The sequence below is a fragment of the Candidatus Epulonipiscium viviparus genome (genome assembly GCF_030708075.1).
GTDB lineage: Bacteria > Bacillota > Clostridia > Lachnospirales > Cellulosilyticaceae > Epulonipiscioides > Epulonipiscioides viviparus.
In genome coordinates, this window is the sequence record NZ_CP117982.1 from 2,943,077 (window position 1) to 2,962,565 (window position 19,489).

General features: G+C 36.6%; 14 protein-coding genes. 5 read left to right on the forward strand and 9 right to left on the reverse strand.

What is annotated here, in order from left to right; all coding sequences use genetic code 11:
* Positions 1-31 precede the first annotated feature (31 nt).
* The 6 genes from PCY70_RS12555 to rpiB form a co-directional block, all read right to left on the reverse strand.
* Entirely contained in the window at positions 32-916 is an 885-nt protein-coding gene (locus tag PCY70_RS12555; RefSeq protein WP_305767614.1) for a LysM peptidoglycan-binding domain-containing protein, read from the reverse strand.
* A gap of 153 nt (positions 917-1,069) precedes the next feature.
* Complete coding sequence (locus tag PCY70_RS12560) at positions 1,070-1,900, reverse strand: homocysteine S-methyltransferase family protein (protein ID WP_305767615.1); 831 nt, start codon at positions 1,898-1,900, stop codon at positions 1,070-1,072.
* Positions 1,901-2,005: 105 nt separating this feature from the next.
* A complete protein-coding gene (locus PCY70_RS12565; protein ID WP_305767617.1) occupies positions 2,006-4,717 on the reverse strand; it encodes a glycoside hydrolase family 3 protein in 2,712 nt (903 codons plus the stop codon).
* Positions 4,718-4,898: 181 nt separating this feature from the next.
* Positions 4,899-5,900: a LacI family DNA-binding transcriptional regulator gene (locus tag PCY70_RS12570; RefSeq protein WP_305767618.1), complete on the reverse strand. Its 1,002-nt coding sequence runs from the start codon at positions 5,898-5,900 to the stop codon at positions 4,899-4,901.
* A 108-nt stretch (positions 5,901-6,008) separates the two neighbouring features.
* Positions 6,009-6,674 (reverse strand): ribulose-phosphate 3-epimerase, encoded by a 666-nt coding sequence (gene rpe, locus PCY70_RS12575; RefSeq protein ID WP_305767620.1) that lies wholly within the window; start codon positions 6,672-6,674, stop codon positions 6,009-6,011.
* Positions 6,671-7,126 carry a ribose 5-phosphate isomerase B gene (gene rpiB / locus PCY70_RS12580; protein WP_305767622.1) on the reverse strand — a complete coding sequence of 152 codons (456 nt, stop codon included), beginning with the start codon at positions 7,124-7,126 and terminating at the stop codon, positions 6,671-6,673. Before rpiB ends, rpe begins: the two co-directional genes overlap by 4 nt.
* Before the next feature lie 302 nt (positions 7,127-7,428).
* Here rpiB and PCY70_RS12585 point away from each other — a divergent pair, with 302 nt between their 5' ends.
* The 4 genes from PCY70_RS12585 to PCY70_RS12600 all read left to right on the forward strand — a co-directional run bounded on the left by PCY70_RS12585 (position 7,429) and on the right by PCY70_RS12600 (position 12,171).
* Positions 7,429-8,121: a DeoR/GlpR family DNA-binding transcription regulator gene (locus PCY70_RS12585; RefSeq protein WP_305767624.1), complete on the forward strand. Its 693-nt coding sequence runs from the start codon at positions 7,429-7,431 to the stop codon at positions 8,119-8,121.
* A 6-nt stretch (positions 8,122-8,127) separates the two neighbouring features.
* The gene (locus PCY70_RS12590; RefSeq protein ID WP_305767626.1) at positions 8,128-9,111 is read left to right on the forward strand and encodes a LacI family DNA-binding transcriptional regulator; all 984 of its coding nucleotides are present in this window, start codon (positions 8,128-8,130) and stop codon (positions 9,109-9,111) included.
* A gap of 195 nt (positions 9,112-9,306) precedes the next feature.
* Positions 9,307-10,704 carry a PTS transporter subunit EIIC gene (locus PCY70_RS12595; RefSeq protein WP_305767628.1) on the forward strand — a complete coding sequence of 466 codons (1,398 nt, stop codon included), beginning with the start codon at positions 9,307-9,309 and terminating at the stop codon, positions 10,702-10,704.
* A gap of 18 nt (positions 10,705-10,722) precedes the next feature.
* Positions 10,723-12,171 (forward strand): glycoside hydrolase family 32 protein, encoded by a 1,449-nt coding sequence (locus tag PCY70_RS12600; RefSeq protein WP_305767630.1) that lies wholly within the window; start codon positions 10,723-10,725, stop codon positions 12,169-12,171.
* A gap of 69 nt (positions 12,172-12,240) precedes the next feature.
* On the opposite strand, the gene PCY70_RS12605 is transcribed toward PCY70_RS12600, so the two are convergent.
* The 3 genes from PCY70_RS12605 to rpsA are packed head-to-tail and all read right to left on the reverse strand — an operon-like array spanning position 12,241 to position 17,096.
* A complete protein-coding gene (locus PCY70_RS12605; protein WP_305767632.1) occupies positions 12,241-14,796 on the reverse strand; it encodes a translation factor GTPase family protein in 2,556 nt (851 codons plus the stop codon).
* The gene (locus PCY70_RS12610) at positions 14,796-15,929 is read right to left on the reverse strand and encodes a hypothetical protein (RefSeq protein WP_305767634.1); all 1,134 of its coding nucleotides are present in this window, start codon (positions 15,927-15,929) and stop codon (positions 14,796-14,798) included. The genes PCY70_RS12605 and PCY70_RS12610 overlap by 1 nt, the downstream gene beginning before the upstream one ends.
* Positions 15,930-15,974: 45 nt before the next feature.
* Positions 15,975-17,096, reverse strand: a complete 1,122-nt coding sequence (gene rpsA, locus PCY70_RS12615) for a 30S ribosomal protein S1 (RefSeq protein ID WP_029488109.1) — start codon at positions 17,094-17,096, stop codon at positions 15,975-15,977.
* Positions 17,097-17,352: 256 nt separating this feature from the next.
* On the opposite strand from rpsA, the gene nrdD reads away from it, so the two are divergent.
* Positions 17,353-19,476, forward strand: a complete 2,124-nt coding sequence (gene nrdD / locus PCY70_RS12620; RefSeq protein ID WP_010167582.1) for an anaerobic ribonucleoside-triphosphate reductase — start codon at positions 17,353-17,355, stop codon at positions 19,474-19,476.
* Positions 19,477-19,489: the final 13 nt, after the last annotated feature.

Below are 19,489 nucleotides of genomic sequence, written 5' to 3' on the forward strand. Positions count from 1 at the left end.
CGATTCGCACCCTACTTTATGCGTTTGTGTATCATATAGGCAAGAGTAGAACTTGACCAGGATAGATTAAATTCGGATTCTCGATAATGTCACTATTTAATTCATAAATTTCGAGATATCGACTCGCATCTCCGTAGATATTTTGCGCTATAGTAGAAAGGTTGTCATTCGGTGCAATGACGTATTCATCTACAAAATCAACATCTATTGTATTATCAGTATCTATCAGCGGATATATTTCATCGATATTTGGATGCATACTGTCTAAGAACGGATAGGTAAGATTGAGAGCATTCTCATTGTAAATACTTCGATATGGAAGTAGCAAATCGCCCTCTAAAAACTCCGAACTAATTGCGTGGGTTTCTGGGTTAATCAAAATCTTACCGACAGTATTAAACTCGTCTCCCGTGTAGGTTACGATAACATCTTCGTCGTTTGCGTTTTGCACCAAGAAATTGCTCATCTCGTTGTCGGGGTTTCCGTCTATCATAGCGTCAATCCCAACAGTGTTTGCGACAACATCCACTGATCGCCAAGGCCTTAAACCTAAATCATCACCCAAATGTGATACTGCAATTACATAGTCCGCACCATCTGTAATGGCGGCGTTAACCGATTCTTGAACGCTGTCATACAAATTGTCGGCACCAGTGTCCCTTCGCGTGATTCCTACAAATGCTACATCAGTATCGCCGCTTCGAATTATTGTGGGAGAATCATACACAGGCAAATCAACTGTGGTCAATTCTTTTAATTCATCAGCATATACCGAAATGCCAGTATACCCAAGTTTTTCGTCTGCATTCCCTCTATAAAGTATTACGATATCGTCATTATTTACTGCTGCATAGTTGGAAATTCCTCCGCATGCTAAAGTTAGTGCCATTAAACCAAAAGTTAGACTTCTTTTCATAATGTCATTCTCCTTTGCTGTAATCTGACTTGGTAATCTAAAGATAATATTCACACACTACTCATTTGTCCTAGCCTTTATAGTATGGATTGCTAAGAGTATAGATATACATGCCAGATGTTTGTATATTTGAGAAACCTTGGATAATCAAAGCTATTTGGAATACTGCACCACCAGCTGCTGGATGTGTAATGGGGTGGTGCCGCAACAGCCACCAACATAAGCATTGGGGATTTGGAGCGCGTATGCCATCTCGGCAGCAAAGAACTCGGCGTCGGTCGCATAAGAAATCTCGCCATCTACACTTTGAGGTAATCCTGCATTGGGCTTTATTATAATCGGCCAGCTAGATTTCGCGGCAAATTCCTGAACCACTTTCGCAAGATTCGTTGGAGTGTCGGAACAATTTAGCCCGACGGCAACTACATTTTTAAATTTGCTCATAGCTGCGAGAAAGTCGTCGACACTATTGCCCATTATGGTTTTTCCGACTGGCAAGAAAGACATCGCCGCCAAAATCGGTACATCATAATTATCTGCAACAGCAACGGCAAGTTTTAGCATTTCGACATCCATAAAAGTTTCGAAAAATATATAGTTTGGCTTTTGTGAGATTCCGCTGGCCAAAATTTCGGCATATATCTCGGAGCATTCCTCTTCAGACAGATCTCCAAACGGCTCTAATAACGCGGGGAGAGGTCCGATATCAAACGCAACTTTGGCAGTATCGGTATCTGAAATGGCATCAAAAGCTATTTGTAGCCCGGCCTCAATAAGCTCTCCAACAGCGTAATTCGTTTTGGCAGCAGAGATCCGATTCACACCGAATGTATTGCTAGCAACGATTTGAGCACCAGCAGCAACGTACTCGCGATGAAGCTGTGCAACCAAATCGGGGTGAGTGAGATTAAGTTCAAAAACATTGGCACTAGCAGTCTGTAAAAGGTTGGATCCTAATGCTCCGTCTAAAAATGTGATGTTCATAATAAATAACTCCTTCAATAGTAATATTAAAATTGGTGTTGCCGCAGTAGTTGAAGCATAATCGAAATCGCATGCTGTAGCGTTGGCCGGATGATTAGGAGTGAGTTACAGTTTTGTGAATGTGAATTTGTCGATGACGAATGTTGGGTTGACGCCTTCGCACGTGATGGTGTATGCCCCAGGATGCAAATCGAGGTTGGCCAGCTGGCGCGTAACGGACTCTCCAGAAGTATTTCCGCTTTGGATCGTGGTTACCAGGTTGCCGTTTATATATACGTTACAGCTGGTTTGCGAAAGGCCGGGCATAGAGCAATTAAATGTGGCATCCAATTGATAGGACCCCTCGTTGGCAAATGCAAAAGTGTGCGTTTTGCCTGTAAACGAAAGCTCTGTGGTAACAATTTCCAGCCCTTCTGTCGAGATATCCTGCGCTACTAGCGGTTGCGGCTTTCCGAAGATTAGTTCATCTCGTGTGATTGCAACAGTGGCTTGAGCAAATTTACAGATGTTTTTAGCAGAGCGCTGTAGTTGGGCAATCGATAACTTTCCGCTGGCAAGGTCTTCGGGAATATTATCTTGGCTGATATTACTTCCGGCACCGAAATTTCCTACTACCATATATAAATCGTTTTGCGCGCGTACCATGCTGGAAACGTTTTGTCGAGTGCCTTCTCCGCCATCGATGCAATCATTCATTTTTGCCCACCAGTCAGTCATCACTATGCCGTCAAAGCCCCATTCGCCTCGCAAAATTGTGGTGTTCAAATCATAGTTTGATGCAGTCCAAATGCCGTTGAGAGGATTATACGCTGTCATTACGCTCTTAGCATTTCCTTCTTTGATAGCAATTTCGAAGCCTTTTAAATAAATTTCACGCACGGCCCTTTCTGAAACTACTGCATTGACTTCGTGACGATGCGTTTCCTGGCTGTTGCAAGCAAAATGCTTTAATGTTCCCTCGGCACCGCCCTGGTGAACTCCGCGAACTACTGCGGCAGCCATTTTTCCGGTCAGCAATGGATCTTCTGAAAAGTATTCGAAGTTGCGGCCATTTAGAGGGCTTCGATGTATATTTAATCCAGGACCGAGTAGTACATCGACATAATTGTTCTTGAGCTCCTCGCCTTCCATAGTGTAGAGTTCTTCGACTAAGGCTTCGTCCCACGTTGAAGCGATGAGTGTTCCGATAGGAAGCTGAGTTGCAGTGCGTCCGCTTTCCATCCTGATGCCCGAAGGTCCATCTGCAGCACACATAAGAGGGATTCCCAAATCGTCTCGCAGATGAGTAGTGACCCCACCAAAAGCAGATGCAGTGCCCGGAGTGACTTGCGGATGACTCATTCCTTCGCCACGTACTATGGCGGCCAGATCGTCTGCAGTTAGTTGCGCAATGAATTTTTCCATATCAGATTCGGTGATAACATTTTTGAGATTAATTCCTGCGTCACCAGTGATTGCTATTGCTTGAGGTGCCATTGCGGTCATGCGTGCAGCCAAGTCGACAGTGCGTGTTGGAGCGGCTTCGTATGCAACATTACCAGATGCATCGGGCCTAATTCGATTAAACGATGTGGTTGGAGCAAGCGCTTCTTCGAGCTGGGCAACAATCTTTGTGGAGTCGAGAACCAAACTGGTGTCAAATACGGCGATAACAGTTTCTCTCACACTGTTTCCAACGTGAAAAATGTATTCACCAGCTTCTAATACATACGCAGATTTGTGTCCTGTCGCCCCCGAGTCGTCATATGAAGCCATGCTATAAAACGGGATGGAAATTTTTACCACAGTGGATTCGTGAGGTGCAAGCAGCGGAGTCTTGGCAAAACCCACTAAGCTTCGGGTAGGCTTTCCTAGTTGACCTTGAGGTGCTTGCAAATATACCTGAACAACCTCGCGACCCGCATATGCATCGCCAACGTTGGTCACTGTTGCTGTAATTTTGGCAGTCCCGGCATGAATAGTTCCAGTAACATTGCTGATTGTAAATTGAGTATATGATAACCCGAAGCCAAATGGATATAAGACGCGATCTGCTGCAAAAGTTTCGAGATATCTGTATCCAACATAAATATCCTCTTCATAAAAGTTTTGGGTTGCGCTGCCATGATTTTTAGTTGATGGGTAATCATCGATGGTCGTCGCAATAGAGTCGGGCAACTTGCCGCTAGGAGTTAGATCACCAACTAGTACATCGACGATAGCATTTCCGCCCTCCATTCCGCCGTGCCAAGAATAAATGACCATATCGATTTTGTCATCAACCCAAGACATATCGATGATATTGCCTACATTTACGATAACGCCAACCTTAGCAAAATTGGTTTTGACAACGTTTAGCATTTCAATTTCTGCTGCAGTGAGAAAGTAGCTTCCCTCTGCTGCCATATTGTCTTTATCTTCTCCAGCAGTTCGACCGATCACCACAATTGCTTTGTCGTTTTGGTTAGCAGCAGCTTCAACGGCAGATGCTTCAAGCGGCATTTCGATTTGGCACCAAGGTTCGCAGGCCCAGCCACCGCCGCCATCATCAAATGGATTTTGAGCAAGCCAAGTATCATATAGATGTTTGATATGTGTATCGATTGTTACGAAATTTCGTGCAGCCAAACTATTTATGAGATCAGTTTTATATTCGACGTTAACAGCGCCTCCAGAGCCCGTGCCAGATCTATAATAATCTGCTTGGCATCTACCAAATACTGCAACTTTTTCATCTTTAGCTAACGGCAAAAAGTTAGAGTTGTTTTTTAGTAGCACAGCGCCTTCCGCAGCCACTTTTCTAGCAAACTTCGTGAATTTAGATGCTTTACTTTTCATAGCATTCTCCTTATTATAATCAAATTTTTTTGGAATACACATAATTATAGCATTCTTCGTAGAAGCAAATATATATGGAAGAATGGATTATTCTTATGTAAGTAATTACTTATAAAAACGTTTTTAATATAAAAATACTATATATAATTTTTGCAGAAATGTCAATAATTAATTTCGATAATTAACAAAGAAATTTTGTTAAACAGATTTGAGTCGACTCGCGAATAATTAAGTTGGTAGGAATTGTGTGGCTTTGCGTGGCAGTTCCGTCGATGAGATTGCAAATAACTTTTACCGCAACTTTTCCGACTTCGGAAGCGCAAGGGTCGATGGTGGTGATTGGGGGGGTGTAATAGGCACTTTTTTCTATATTGTCAAAGCCGACGATGCTGATATTTGAGGGCACGTGGTATCCTGCAAACTTGAGAGCTTCAATACAACCGCAGGCCATTTGATCGTTTGACGCAATAAGAGCAGTTGGCAGATGAATATTGTGAGAAAGCGCATTGGCCATTGCTTTATAGGCAGAAGATTCCGAGAAGTCGCCATGTAACTCTAAGATGGAGTGGCACTGACTATCTGCAACTGCTTGAAGATATCCTTTATAGCGCTCCTTGTTGTCATAATTGTTTTGGTATCCATGAAGAAATCCGAAGGTTTGATGTCCGAGCTGGATAAGATAATTAACTGCTGTGTAGATTCCTTGCATATTGTCCATCACGACGCTGCGAATAGTTTTGTATTCAACCTGGCGATCGAGAAAGACAACGGGCATTTGCAGATCCCGAAAGACTTCCAAATGTTTTTGTGTAATTGTTTCGTTTAAAATGATAGCACCATCAACTCGTTTGCCTAAAATGGCCCGAAATGATTCTTCGGCATTATTTTTGTCGTTTAAGAAAATGATCAACCCGTAGCCAGCTTGTCGGCATTCTTGATGAATAGTATCTATAAGTTGATTGAAAAATGGTCCCGCAACACTGGTCAAAAAGATTCCGATGAAGCCTGTTTTTGTGCTTTTGAGAAATTTGCCATTGAGATTTGGTGTATAATTTAGTTTTTGTACAGCGTAAAGCACCTTGTTTTTGGTAGCTTCGCTCACGACGTCAACATTATTTAAAACGTTGGATACAGTGGAGATTGCGACGTTTGCTTCGCGTGCAACATCTTTGATTGTAGCCATTAAATTTTCCTCCTTATGTTTTTTAGATATTTTTCCTTATTTTAACTGTAATTATTCATGTGTGCAATAAAAAAAGTATGACCAGAGCCATACTCAAATTGGAGATAATTAAATTGAAATAATATTTGTTACATAGTTTCGAAATTTTGTGGTGGCAGCGATATAATCAGCGTCTGCTTTAAAGAGAACTGAAGTTCCTAAAACACCGATATCAGCGCCCAAATTATAGCAATTCCGCGCATTTTCGAGAGTTATATTGCCATCGACCTCTATTAAGATATCTCGATTTTGACACATGTTTTTGACGGCTGAAATTTTAGATAATTGACTTGGGATAAATTTTTGTCCAGCAAAGCCAGGTTCCACAGTCATAATAACGATAAGATCTACGTAGTCGAGTAAATATTGAAGTGCCAATGGATCAGTTTTAGGGTTTAGTGCAATTCCGCCTTTGATGCCAAGCGCTCTGATTTCATTTAGTAGCCGAATGGGGTTGTTGCAAGTTTCGAGATGAAAAACGATATAGTCGACATTGAGTGCGGCCAATTTTGATATGTAATCTTGAGGATTGGTAACCATTAGATGAACATCAAGGGGCTTGGTAGCGATTTTTTGTATAGCAGTAAGAGTGTCAAAATTGAGAGATAAATTTGGAACAAAATGACCGTCCATAATATCAATATGATACATTTCGATATCAGTTTTTTCTAATTGCCTGATGCTAGCCTCTAGATTTAATAAATCGGCACACATTAAAGATGCGGATATTTTCATAATGAAAGTACCCCGCTAACCTCTAATTGAGTGATCATATCGATTCGTTTTTGGTGTCTACCGCCTTCATAACTGGCGTCAAGCCACTCCGACACAATCATCTTTGCTAATTCGTCGGCAACAACTCGAGATCCTAATGCTAAAATATTGGTATTGTTATGCTCGACAGATAGTTTTGCAGAGTATGGCTCGGAGCATACAACGGCTCTGATGCCATGAATTTTGTTGGCAGCAATGGAAATTCCAACGCCGGTGCCACATATAAGTATGCCTCTATCGGCAACGCCAGATGTAACGAGTTCACTTACCTTCGCGGCAGGTATTGGGTAATCGGTTCTATCATTGTTATTTGTCCCAACATCAATAACCTCGATATTTTTTTCTTGTAGATACTTCATAATATAATTTTTTAATGCGACAGCCACATGATCATTGCCAATTGCTATTTTCATAATATGATCCTCCTTGATAAAAATATAAGATATTAGTATATTAACTATATCATACGCTTTGATAAATGTCAATATATTCCAGAAAATTTCATAATTTATCCATAATATTTCAGTTATTCAAAACGCAGACTATGCGATGTTAATTAAAGAGATTGAGGGTTATTAATTATTGAATATGTTCATAATATGTCAAATCAATTCAATGAAATGCAAAGTATAATCGGATCTGAGAAAAAACTTGAAATGGCATATGTATTTTGTTATTGTATGTATATAAATAAATAGCAAAGGATGGAACGACAATGATACCAGAACTAAGAAAAGAGCAAATATTAAAATTATTAAATCAAAATGAAGTAATGTTTATGAAAGATATATCAAAAAGTCTAAATATTTCGTTATCAACAACACGAAGAGACTTGCAAGAATTGAGCCAAACATTTCCGGTAGAAGTGATGCGAGGCGGTGCAGTACGTATAAAAAAGTACGAAGGCGATGACCCGATATCTCAGAAGCAATTTTTAAATACAGCGCAAAAAGTCATAATTGCAAAGAAGGCGTGTGCACTGATAGAAGAAGGCGACAGTATCTACATTGATGCAGGGACAACAGCAACGACAATGCTTGATTATATGGAGGATAAATACTTAACGGTAGTTACATCTTCTATATCGATTTTGGACAAATTGAACTGTAAAAAGATAAATTATATTTTGTTAGGAGGAGAGATACGCAAAGACCAAGCATCTGTGCAAGGAACGTTAACTGAGAAAATGATTTCAAATATGTATTTTGACAAAGTGTTTTTAGGAGCCAATGGCTTTGTAGAAGGTGAAGGAATATATACCTATAATGCAAAAGAGGCATCAAAAAAAGAACTTTTGATAAACCATTCTAAAAAAGCCTATGTATTAGTTGATAGTTCAAAGCGCAACAAAAGGAGTTTTATGAAGATTGAGAATTTTTATTTGTGTACAATATTAACAGAGGAGTGATCTAAAATGGTGACAATGAAAGATGTAGCAGAAAAAGCAAAAGTATCGAGAGCTACGGTATCACGAGTGTTATCGGGACATCCGTCTATTAGCCCAGAAACACGAAATAATGTGATGTATTGGGTGAAAAAACTCAAGTATCAACCCAACAAAGTGGCACAAAGCTTGGCAGGAAATAAGACGTATATCATAGGAGTGAGCATTCCAAATTTAAGCAATCCATTTTTTTCTGAAATAGTAAATGCAGTAGAAGCCGAAGCAACGAGAGTGGGGTATAGCATAATTATAGCAACACATGGGAGTAATTTGCACAGAGAAAGCAATATTATTAATACGTTTTTTATGAGGAGAGTAGATGCCATAATAGCAATTCCTGTAGATTATGCTGCATCCAAAAAAGCACTAATGCGGTTTGAGATTCCTATAATTTCGGTTACAAAAAAAATCGAAAATTTGGACAGCGTACTGGTTTCCCATGACAAGGGAGTTGAAGAAATAGTAAAACATTTTGTGAGTTTAGGGCATTATAATATCGGTTATATTGGAAGAGTAGCGAGTGAGAAATTTTTATATTTACAACAAAGCGCCAAGATTTTGGGAGCAACAATTACTCAGGTGATTGAGCTTAAAACTAGCGTAGCAATCGATGAATCTTCGACAGTTACGAGTAGTATCAAAGAAACAGGACTGAACTGTACAGCGATTTTTGCCCACAACGATATCGCAGCTTGTGATGCCATAAGGAGTTTAAATTCATTAGCGTATCATGTTCCAAAAGATGTGGTGGTGGCAGGATTTGATAATACTATCCTTGCATCAAAGATGGATCCGCAGTTAACTAGTATAGCGCAGCCAACAGCAGAGATAGGAAAATATTGTGTAGATATAGCGGTGGATAAGATTAATGGATTAGCCGCAGAAGTTGCACAGATAGAAGTAGAGCCTCGATTGGTTGTTCGCGCGTCTACCGCATCGTCGATTTTAAAATAATTGTTATAGTGAATAGTGTATAAAAAAAGTTAATGAAATTGTAAATTAGTAACGAAATTATGTTGATTTGGAAATTTTTGTTACAATTCTATTTACAATATTAAATTTTTGCTTTATAGTATATGAAAATATTATTATATGCAAAAATGAATCCGCGTACATAGTTGCATAATAAAAAAGAAAGAGGGTATGTGTATGAATTACGTTGAGGTTGCAAAGCAAATTTTAGAATCTGTAGGTGGGTCAGAAAATATTATTTCTATGGCCCATTGTGCAACGCGACTGAGATTAATCGTGGCAAATCGTGAAATAATCGATGATGATGAAGTAGAAGCGATCAATGGCATTAAAGGAGTATTTTTTAATGCCGGGCAATATCAAATCATTTTGGGAACGGGAGTTGTAAATAAGGTATACGAAGAAGTAGCCAAGTTGGGAGTAAATACATTAAATAACAAAGAGATTGTTGCACAAAAAAATACTAAGAAGGCCTTTATTAGAACACTGGCAGATGTTTTCGTTCCGATTATTCCTGCTATTGTAGCAACGGGATTATTTTTGGGGTTAAAAGGGCTCATATTTAATCCAGCAGTTTTGGAAGTTTTTGGCCTAAGCATAGATAGCTTTCCAAGCTACATAATCACATTTATCTCTATACTCACTGAAACTGCCTTTGCATTTTTACCTGCATTGGTGTGCTGGTCAGCTTTTAGAGTTTTTGGTGGAACACCTGTTTTGGGAATTTTATTAGGCCTTATGCTAGTTTCAAATGCTTTGCCAAATGCATATGTGGTAGCAGATCCAAACAGCGGCGTGACACCAATTATGGTGTTTGGATTTATACCGATGGTAGGGTATCAAGGAAGCATTATTCCTGCATTAGTTTCTGGATATGTAGGATCTAATATTGAAAAATATTTGAGAAAAAAAATCCCGAATGCGTTAGATTTAGTGTTTACACCATTTTTAACATTGTTACTCTCGGCTTTTCTAGCATTGTTTGCAATTGGACCTGTTTTTCATGTCGTAGAAAATCTTTTGTTGGATATTGGAACAGTAGTTATGGGATTGCCTTATGGAATAGGCGGATTTATTATTGGATTTTGTTGGATGTTTATCGTTATCACCGGTGTACACCATGTATTTAATGTGTTAGAATTAACATTATTGGCAGCGACTGGGCTAAATCCATTCAATGCTATTATTTCGATGACAGCAGTTGCTCAAGGCGCTGTGTGCCTTGCTATAGCCAAAAAGGCCAAAAAGAAAAGTGTTAGAGAAATTGGACCCTCGGCAACAGTTTCAGCATGGCTAGGGATTACAGAGCCGGCAATCTTTGGTGTAAATATGAGATATAATTTAAAACCTATGTTAATAGCATCGATAGTATCAGGATTTGCTGGGGTGGTTTGTATGCTAGTGAATTTGGCGGGAACGGCTAATGGGGTAACTGGTATTGCTGGAATATTACTATATGTTTATGATATTAAGCAGTTATTATGGTATGTTGGAATTTCAGTTGCAACTGGTGTGTTAGCGTATTTTTTAACATTATGGTTTGGCGTGCCAGATGAAGTAATGAAAGATGAATAAAAATAGAAGGGAATTAAAATGAATACAAAAAACTCTTTATCGAAATATAGATCAATAGATGCAGCTAGCCCTGGAGAATTAGAAAAAGTTCGATTAATAGTGTTAGAAGATAGGAACTATTTGCCTAAATACCATATTTATCCAAAAACAGGGCTGTTAAACGATCCCAATGGATTAGTTTTTGATGGAGACAATTATCATATATTTTTTCAATGGTATCCGTATGATAGTATTCATGGAATGAAACATTGGGCGCATCTAATTACAAAAAATTTTATACACTTTACAGAAATTGATCCTATTGTACCAACTCAAAGTTTTGAAATTCATGGATGTTATTCTGGCGGAGCATTATCAACAGAAGAGGGGTTGCTTTGTTTCTATACAGGTAACACGAGGCAAGGAAAAAAATTAGAGCGCATTAGTTATCAAAATGTAGCTCTTATAGATAAAATAACAGGAAAAACTCATTCAAAGCAATGTATTTTAGAAACTCCAAAAGGATATACAGAACATTTACGAGATCCAAAACCTTGGATACAAAATGGTAAAATTCAATTTATATGTGCAGCGCAACGAGAGGATTTAACAGGTTGTGCTATAATTTGTGAAATGGATGAAAAAACTACAAAGTTGCTGGGTGAATTAATAGTTTCTGAAATTGATAATGAAGATGTTTTTATGTGGGAATGCCCAGATTTATTTAAGTTAAATAACCAAGACGTATTTATATGGTGTCCTCAAGGAATAAAACCTAAGAAAAGTAGATTTAACAATATCTATAGTTGCCTTTATGCTATTGGAGATAGAAAAAATACAAAATTTACCACAAAACATTGGGATGAGCTAGACAGAGGGTTTGACTTTTATGCTCCACAGACATTTGCGGGAATGGATGACCAGATAATCTTAATGGGATGGGCAGGAGTTCCGGACGCGCAGTATCCGTCAGATAAATTTTCATGGCAAGGAATGCTAACAATGCCGCGAGTGCTGTGTATAAAAAATGATAAATTGTATCAAAGACCACACGAAGCCATTTATTCAATGGTTGACTTTGATAATAACGTTAAATTTGTTCAAGGAATCCATAATCACTCTAATTTATTTCATTGCTATATTAGAAGTCAGATATTTAACGAAGAATTTGAGATAAATTTATTTGTAAATGATAACGAAGCGCTTAAATTGTGTTATAAATCTAATGTATTTAAAGTTGATAGAACTAAAACATTGCAAACAGATTTTATGAAAAAATATGGTAGTGTTCGTGAAGTTAGACTGGAGAATTTGAATAATTTTGAAATTTTCATTGATGCATCTATAATGGAAATATATCTGAATGATGGAGAATTTGTGTTTACCAGTAGATTCTTTATGAAAAACCCAAATAATAACTTTGAAATAAAAGGCAATATTGAACTAGAGATTTTCGATATAAGTAGCATCAAGTTGTGGATAGAATAGCACCACTGTTATGTTACTCGCTGTTTTTGTTATCAAAAAAAGTATGACTAGTGAATTAGCCATACTTAGTTACAAAAGTAAATCTCCAAAACCAAAATTTTTTTCCATTCGATTTGTGGTTAGATATTCATCTAACAGCTCATTGCTTTCCAATTGCATACATGCTCTAAAAATTTTAGCAGACATTACATTGGCGCCTTTGCCAATGATAATCAATTGCTCTAAGTGGTCGGAAGTTACAACGGTAATTCTGGCCTCTTTTACATTTTGATGAACAAATCTTTCGATATAATGGTCGGCGGTTTGCGCTTCTTTAGTAAATACTACATAGATATTGTGATATTTTTCCATGGTCTCAACGCCGCCCTTAACCTTGTATGCATCAAAGACAGCAATTATCTCGCATCTTTTTAGGGCTTGGTAGTTGGTAAGTTCGTCGAGTAACGCTATTCTGGCACTGTCAAGATTTTTATTCATTAATTCTCGAAAATCGGTGTGAGCAAAAATGACGTTATATGCATCGACAAGTATATACTCTTTCTTCTTAGCAAATTTATATTCTACCGCTTTGATTTCTTTTTTCTCTTTTGGTTCAATAACTTTTTTCCAGCTACGCTTTTTTTCTGTATTTGCGGTAGCCCTATTTATTATTTGATCTATTTCCTCTGCAGAAATACTATATTGTTCATACGAAGAAGATTTTTTCTCCGCTGTTTGTTCTAAATGCATATAGTCAAATACTTGATCCCAAGGTACCATAAATCCAGCTCCGTGTGAGCAAAATACGGAATATGCAGGGTTGGCTAGATCTGCATCTGCATTGTATGCGGCATTAGCAATGATTTCAGCTGAGTTATGTGCCTTATTGAAAGTACCAATTTCAAACGAAATGGACCCTAATCCTCGAGTATATGCTATAAGCTCTTTTTGATACCCTGCAATAGTACTAATAGGTGCTTGTCCTGTGATTATTGCAGTTTGATTTTCTATATTGGAAACAGAGCCTACACCATAAAATCTTTCGATATCGTTTAACGCACGACCAAGATTTGCTTCGGGTAGATGAATTACAAAATTATAATAGGGTTCTAATATAAGGGAATCTACTTGTTTTAGGGCTTGTCGGAGAGCTCGTCGGGTAGCTTCTTTAAAGTCATTGGGAGAGGTGTGTTTTTTGTGTGAAATTCCTGCTAAAAGAGTAATTTTAATATCTGTTAAAGAGTATCCAGCCAACATTCCTCTATGTTCATTATTTTTGAGATAAGAAATAATTTGTTGCTGATAATTTTTTTCTAAATTTTCGGATGCACATGCATTATGAATTACAATTCCGGTACCAGTTGGTTGAGGTTCGAGCTTAAGCATCACTTCTGCATAATGGCGTAGTGGTTCGTAATGACCGACCCCAACTGCCTCGTTTTGAATAGTTTCTTTGTATAGAACTGTTCCTTCTAAAAATGTAACGGATACATTAAATCGTTCCTTAATGATGCTTGTTAAAACTTCAATTTGCACCTCGCCCATAATTTTGGCTTCTATCTCCTTAATATCTTCACGCCAAATTATGTTAAGCATGGGTTCTTCTTGGTTTAATTGCTGTAGATATTCGTATAAAACTTTAATATTTGTTTCGTCTGTTGCAACAATTTTATAATTTAGTACGGGTTCAATTTTGGTGCTGTATTCTAAGCTTTCGCCGAATGTATCTCCGGCTTTGGTTTTGCTTAGGCCTAATACAGAGCAAACGTCGCCCGCAGCTACTTCGGTTGCAGTTTTATATCCACCAGATTCATATATTCGAATTTCGGTAATTTTTTCCACTAAATCTCGATACGATATAATTTCACGAACTTTTAAATGTCCGCCAATAACCTTAAGATGTGTAAGTCGATTTCCTTGTGGATCAAATGTAATTTTAAATACTTTGGCAGCAAAACACTCTGCATATGTCGGTGTAATCATATATTTTACCATTAAATCCAAAAACTCTCGAATGCCAGACAGCTTTAACGCAGAGCCAAAACATACGGGAAACACTTTGCGAGTGGCAATTAAATTTATTATCTGTGCCGTAGTTAATTTTGTAGTTTCGAGATATTTTTCGAGCGTGAGATCATCGCAAACTGCTACATTTTCTAAAAAATCTGTAGCAGTCTCGTCAAATGATACGCAATTGTCACTTATATCATTGTGAAGTAATTCTAGGATAGCGGCCTTGTCAGTATCCGCCTGATCCATTTTGTTAATAAAAATAAAGGTCGGTACGTTATATTTAGATAGCAACTTGGCTAAAGTTCGCGTATGTCCCTTTATCCCGTCGGTAGCACTAATTATTAAGATAGCATAATCGAGTACAAACAGTGTTCGCTCCATCTCCGATGCAAAGTCCACATGGCCTGGAGTATCTAATAATATAAAGGATAAATTTTGGTACTCAAATTGAGCTTGCTTAGAAAAAATAGTTATTCCACGACTTTTTTCCAAGTCATGCGAATCAAAAAAGGCATCTTTTTTATCCACTCTACCAGCAGTTTTAATTTTACCGCTTTCAAATAACAACCCTTCGGCTAAAGTGGTTTTGCCAGAGTCTACGTGTGCTACTAAGCCTATAGTTATTTTTTTCATTACACAGATGCCTCTTGGTCAAGTTCTTCGTTAATCCATTTATAAAATTCGCCCATTTTATCTTTAATAGTATCTTCATATTCTTCTTGAGTGCCATAATTCATAAGTGTTGTATATAACTCTTGCTCATATTCTTTCATTTTGGTGATTTGAGTTTTTATGGAATCCATTTCAGATACCATGTTTTTAGCTTCTTCTAATTTGTAAGGATTAAGCACCCATTCTTCGATAGTATTGATATACCTAATAGGTACTTCGTTGATTCTAAGAGTATCCTTAATTTTTTGTTCGGAAACTTGAAGCGTTTGTACATGTTGCTGATAATTTCTTTCATGCCCTTTATTTTTGAGATATTTAGTAAAATAGTTATCTAATTGTTCTACATTATTAATTCCTAGCTTTTTATATTGGTAATCTAAATATTGTTGCTGCGTGAAATAATGAATTTGAAACTTTTGTATATATTTAGCAGCTTTTTTTTGAAGGATTTCATTTCGAACTAATTCTCTTTCCAGTCTTTCCTTAGAAAAAATCAAAAAAAGTACAAATCCCATAAATGCTATTGAAATCATGCTCATATACACCCAAACACTCTCGCGAATTATTTGCATTAATGTGAAGGTTATTATAAGGCTGAGACCAAGTAATGTAAGGAAAAACATTCCAATTTTTTCTAAAGCTTCATATCCTACTAGCAGTGCTTCGCGGTCAATAACTAGATTATCTTTTTCAATGCGCAAATATTCTATGTTAGTTTTATATTTTGATGCTAAAGTAGATACTTCTTTTAATTCGTTTTGTAACACTGGAATTTCGCTTTCGTATGCTTCCATTTTGGACAATGCAGGATTATTTTTTATTAATCTAGTATTCAGCTTATTTTTTTCATCAGTACTATCTTTGTATCGTCCGGCTAATATCGTTAAATTGTTTTTGACACTTCTATCAAGAGATAAATACTCTTTTAAAGGTTCTTCCAAAGGGTATATGTTTTCCAATATTTTCTCTTGCTTCTTGATTTTTATAGCATTGGATCGCAGGCTAGTGAATAAACTGTCAATATCTAGATCATTAAAATTATTTTGATATGTTTCTTTATTTTTAGATAAGCCGATTTTTTTTAACCAACCCAATAGTTCTCCTCCTTAAAAAGGAGCTACGTCGGTAGCTCCGTTTAATTATGCCATATACATTTTCTTGGTTTCTGGATCTATCTCATCTAAGGCTGCAATTAAACTTAAACTGATTCTTTTTTCGGCCTTGTCTATTTTGATTATTTTTACTTCTACTTCTTGACCAGAAGTTAACACATCTTGAGGTTTTGTCGGGCGAGGGGTGCTAATTTGAGAGATATGAATTAAGCCTTCCACACCGTCTGCTATGCGCACAAATGCACCAAATAGGGCAAATCGAGTAACAATCCCTTTAACTAGTTGGCCTTCCTCCAAATTTGCAACCGTATTTTCCCAAGGATCATTGTTGATATCCTTAAGAGCCAGAGCAATTTTGCCGTTTTCTCTATCTATAGAAATAATACTAACTTCTACTTCTTGTCCTTCTTGAACAATATCTTTGGGGTGTTTAATTCTACTCCAAGACAGATCCGAATTGTGAATTAGTCCTTCTATTCCATCTAAATCTACAAAAGCACCATAATTCATAAGTTTGGTAATTTTGCCAATATATTTTTCGCCTTCTTGCAGTTGATCCAAACGAGCTTGCCTTTTTTCGAGGCGTCTTTGTTTAGCAAGAGCTTTTCCGGAAACAATTAATTTGCGTTTTTGTGGTACAAATTCAATGATTTGAACATCAATACTTTTACCTACGTAGCTGTGTAAATCCTCTACGTATGTATCTGTAATTTGAGAACCAGGAATAAACGCACGGACGCCTTTTATGCTAGTTGTTAAACCGCCTTTAATAACGTCTTTTAGTTTTACAGTTACAATTTCTTTATTTTTAAACATCTTTTCGATGTCATCATAAGATTTTTCGTTTTCTACTTTCTTTTTTGAAATCAAAACATTGCCATCACCATCATCTAAACGTAAAATACTAACGTTAAATTCATCGCCAATCTTAACTTCTGATTTGTCAAATTCTCTGTTGCTATATTCTCGCCAAGGGAGATAAGCATCTGTGTGGTAACCAATACTTGCAATAATTCCATTTTCTTCCACTACTTGAACTGTGGCTTTGCGTATATCACCTCTATGAATTTTTGCCATGGTTTTGTCAACCTCTGACATAAAATCGGCCATAGTTAGGTCATCTTCGATTACTTCTTCGTCGTGTAACATTTAAAGTCCTCCTTGAAACATTATTTGTTCATTATACTCATTTTAAAAAAAAAATATAGCTTAAACTAATCTTTTTTTATTTATTTTCTATTTTGCCCCATATAGCTCAGAAATATAACAACAACTCAAAATTGATTCGATTATTTTCTAATAGTATGCATATTTTACCATAAAAGTCAATACTTTAATTTTATAGAACTTAGTTATACAATAGTATTTGTATTAATTTTTGATAACAAGGAAAGAGGGTTTTTCTGTGGATGTAATTAAAAGAGATGGTCAAGTAGTACAGTTTGATGAAGGTAAAATTTATAATGCTATTGTTAAAGCAATGAGATTTGGGAGTGGCATGGTAAATCTTGAGATTGCAAAAAAAATAGCTTTTGAGATAAAAGAAAAATTTTTGCAAACACCAAAGGTAATCCCGACAATTTTCCAAATTGAGACAGAAGTTTACTTGAAATTGATAGATAATAATCATCAAATTACTGCAAAGTCATATGAGGGATATCGAGCCATACAAGCCTTCAAGCGTGAAACTAATACGACCGACAATAGTATACTAAGCATTATAGCTCTCACCAACGAAGAAGTTATGAATGAAAATTCGAATAAAAATGCTATGATGGCTTCAACTCAAAGAGATTTGATAGCTGGAGAAGTTTCTAAAGATATCTCAAGAAGGAAAAAACTTCCAACTAGAATTGTTCAAGCACATGATGATGGCATATTGCATTTTCATGATTTAGATTATTTTATGCAGTCAATTTTCAATTGTTGTTTAATTAATATTAAAGATATGTTAGATAATGGTACAGTGATAAATAAAAGAATGATAGAGTCTCCAAAAAGTTTTCAGGTTGCATGTACGGTTATGACACAGATAATAGCACAAGTGGCTAGCAGTCAGTATGGTGGGCAATCAGTAGATGTTAGGCATTTAGGAAAATATTTGAGGAGAAGTCGAAATAAATATTATGAGCTTTTAAAAGATAGTATAGCAGATGAAGAAGCACTGAAAAAATCAGTTGATATTCTCACCGCCAAAGAGCTTTCTAGTGGCGTCCAAACAATTCAATTCCAAATCAATACCTTGATGACAACAAACGGTCAAAGTCCTTTTGTAACACTGTTTTTAGATTTAGATATAGAAGATGAATATGCAGATGAAATTGCACTCATAATTGAAGAAATCTTAAAGCAACGTTATGAAGGAATCAAAAATCAAAAAGGAATTTTTACCACTCCCGCATTTCCAAAACTTATTTATGTTTTATATGATTACAATAATTTAACTGGCGGAAAATATGACTATGTTACAGAAACAGCTATAAAATGTAGCGCTAGACGGTTGTATCCAGATTATATATCTTCTAAAAAAATGAAAGAAATCTATGAAGGACAAATTTTTTCATGCATGGGATGCCGAAGCTTCTTATCACCTTGGAAAAACGAAGAAGGCAACTATAAATTTGAAGGGCGATTTAATCAGGGCGTTGTAAGTTTAAATTTGCCACAAATAGGAATAATAGCACGTAATAATGAAGAAATGTTCTGGAATCTATTAGATAATCGATTGGATTTATGTTTTCAAGCATTGATGTGTAGGCATAACGCTTTAAAAGGTACGCTCTCAGACGAGTCACCTATTCATTGGCAACATGGGGCAATAGCAAGGCTCAAAGATGGAGAACTAATAGATCCATTGCTAATGGATGGATATTCTACAATATCTTTAGGATATATAGGATTATACGAAGTGACTATGCTAATGCGTGGAGTTAGTCACACATCTGAAGAAGGAGAAAAATTCGCATTAAAGTTAATGAATTATTTACAAGCGACTGTGGATAGATGGAAACAAGAAACAGGACTGGGATTTGGGTTATATGGATCTCCAGCAGAATCATTATGTTATAGATTTGCAAAAATAGATATGGCTAAATTTGGTAATATTGAAAATATAACAGATAAGGGTTATTATACCAATAGCTATCATGTAGATGTGCGCGAAGAAATAGATGCATTTAGAAAATTGGACTTTGAAAGTCAGTTTCAGGGAATCTCAACAGGTGGATGCATTTCATATATAGAAATATCAAATATGTTAAATAATTTAGAGGCGCTTAGACAAATGATCAGATATATTTATGATCATATTCAGTATGCAGAATTTAATACAAAATCTGATTGCTGCCATGTGTGCAATTTTGAAGGAGAAATTTGTATTAATAGTGACTTAAATTGGGAATGTCCAAACTGTGGAAATACTGACCATAATAAAATGAATGTAATAAGAAGAACTTGTGGTTACTTGGGTGATAACTTTTGGAACAATGGCAAAACCAAAGAAATAAAAAGTAGAGTATTGCATTTATAAATATTTTTCCTCT

Excerpts from the sequence above, each read along its gene's own strand:
- PCY70_RS12555 (WP_305767614.1), bottom strand. The coding sequence starts at position 916 with ATGAAAAGAAGTCTAACTTTTGGTTTAATGGCACTAACTTTAGCATGC.
- PCY70_RS12560 (WP_305767615.1), bottom strand. The coding sequence starts at position 1,900 with ATGAACATCACATTTTTAGACGGAGCATTAGGATCCAACCTTTTACAG.
- PCY70_RS12565 (WP_305767617.1), bottom strand. The coding sequence starts at position 4,717 with ATGAAAAGTAAAGCATCTAAATTCACGAAGTTTGCTAGAAAAGTGGCT.
- PCY70_RS12570 (WP_305767618.1), bottom strand. The coding sequence starts at position 5,900 with ATGGCTACAATCAAAGATGTTGCACGCGAAGCAAACGTCGCAATCTCC.
- rpe (WP_305767620.1), bottom strand. The coding sequence starts at position 6,674 with ATGAAAATATCCGCATCTTTAATGTGTGCCGATTTATTAAATCTAGAG.
- rpiB (WP_305767622.1), bottom strand. The coding sequence starts at position 7,126 with ATGAAAATAGCAATTGGCAATGATCATGTGGCTGTCGCATTAAAAAAT.
- PCY70_RS12585 (WP_305767624.1), top strand. The coding sequence starts at position 7,429 with ATGATACCAGAACTAAGAAAAGAGCAAATATTAAAATTATTAAATCAA.
- PCY70_RS12590 (WP_305767626.1), top strand. The coding sequence starts at position 8,128 with ATGGTGACAATGAAAGATGTAGCAGAAAAAGCAAAAGTATCGAGAGCT.
- PCY70_RS12595 (WP_305767628.1), top strand. The coding sequence starts at position 9,307 with ATGAATTACGTTGAGGTTGCAAAGCAAATTTTAGAATCTGTAGGTGGG.
- PCY70_RS12600 (WP_305767630.1), top strand. The coding sequence starts at position 10,723 with ATGAATACAAAAAACTCTTTATCGAAATATAGATCAATAGATGCAGCT.
- PCY70_RS12605 (WP_305767632.1), bottom strand. The coding sequence starts at position 14,796 with ATGAAAAAAATAACTATAGGCTTAGTAGCACACGTAGACTCTGGCAAA.
- rpsA (WP_029488109.1), bottom strand. The coding sequence starts at position 17,096 with ATGTTACACGACGAAGAAGTAATCGAAGATGACCTAACTATGGCCGAT.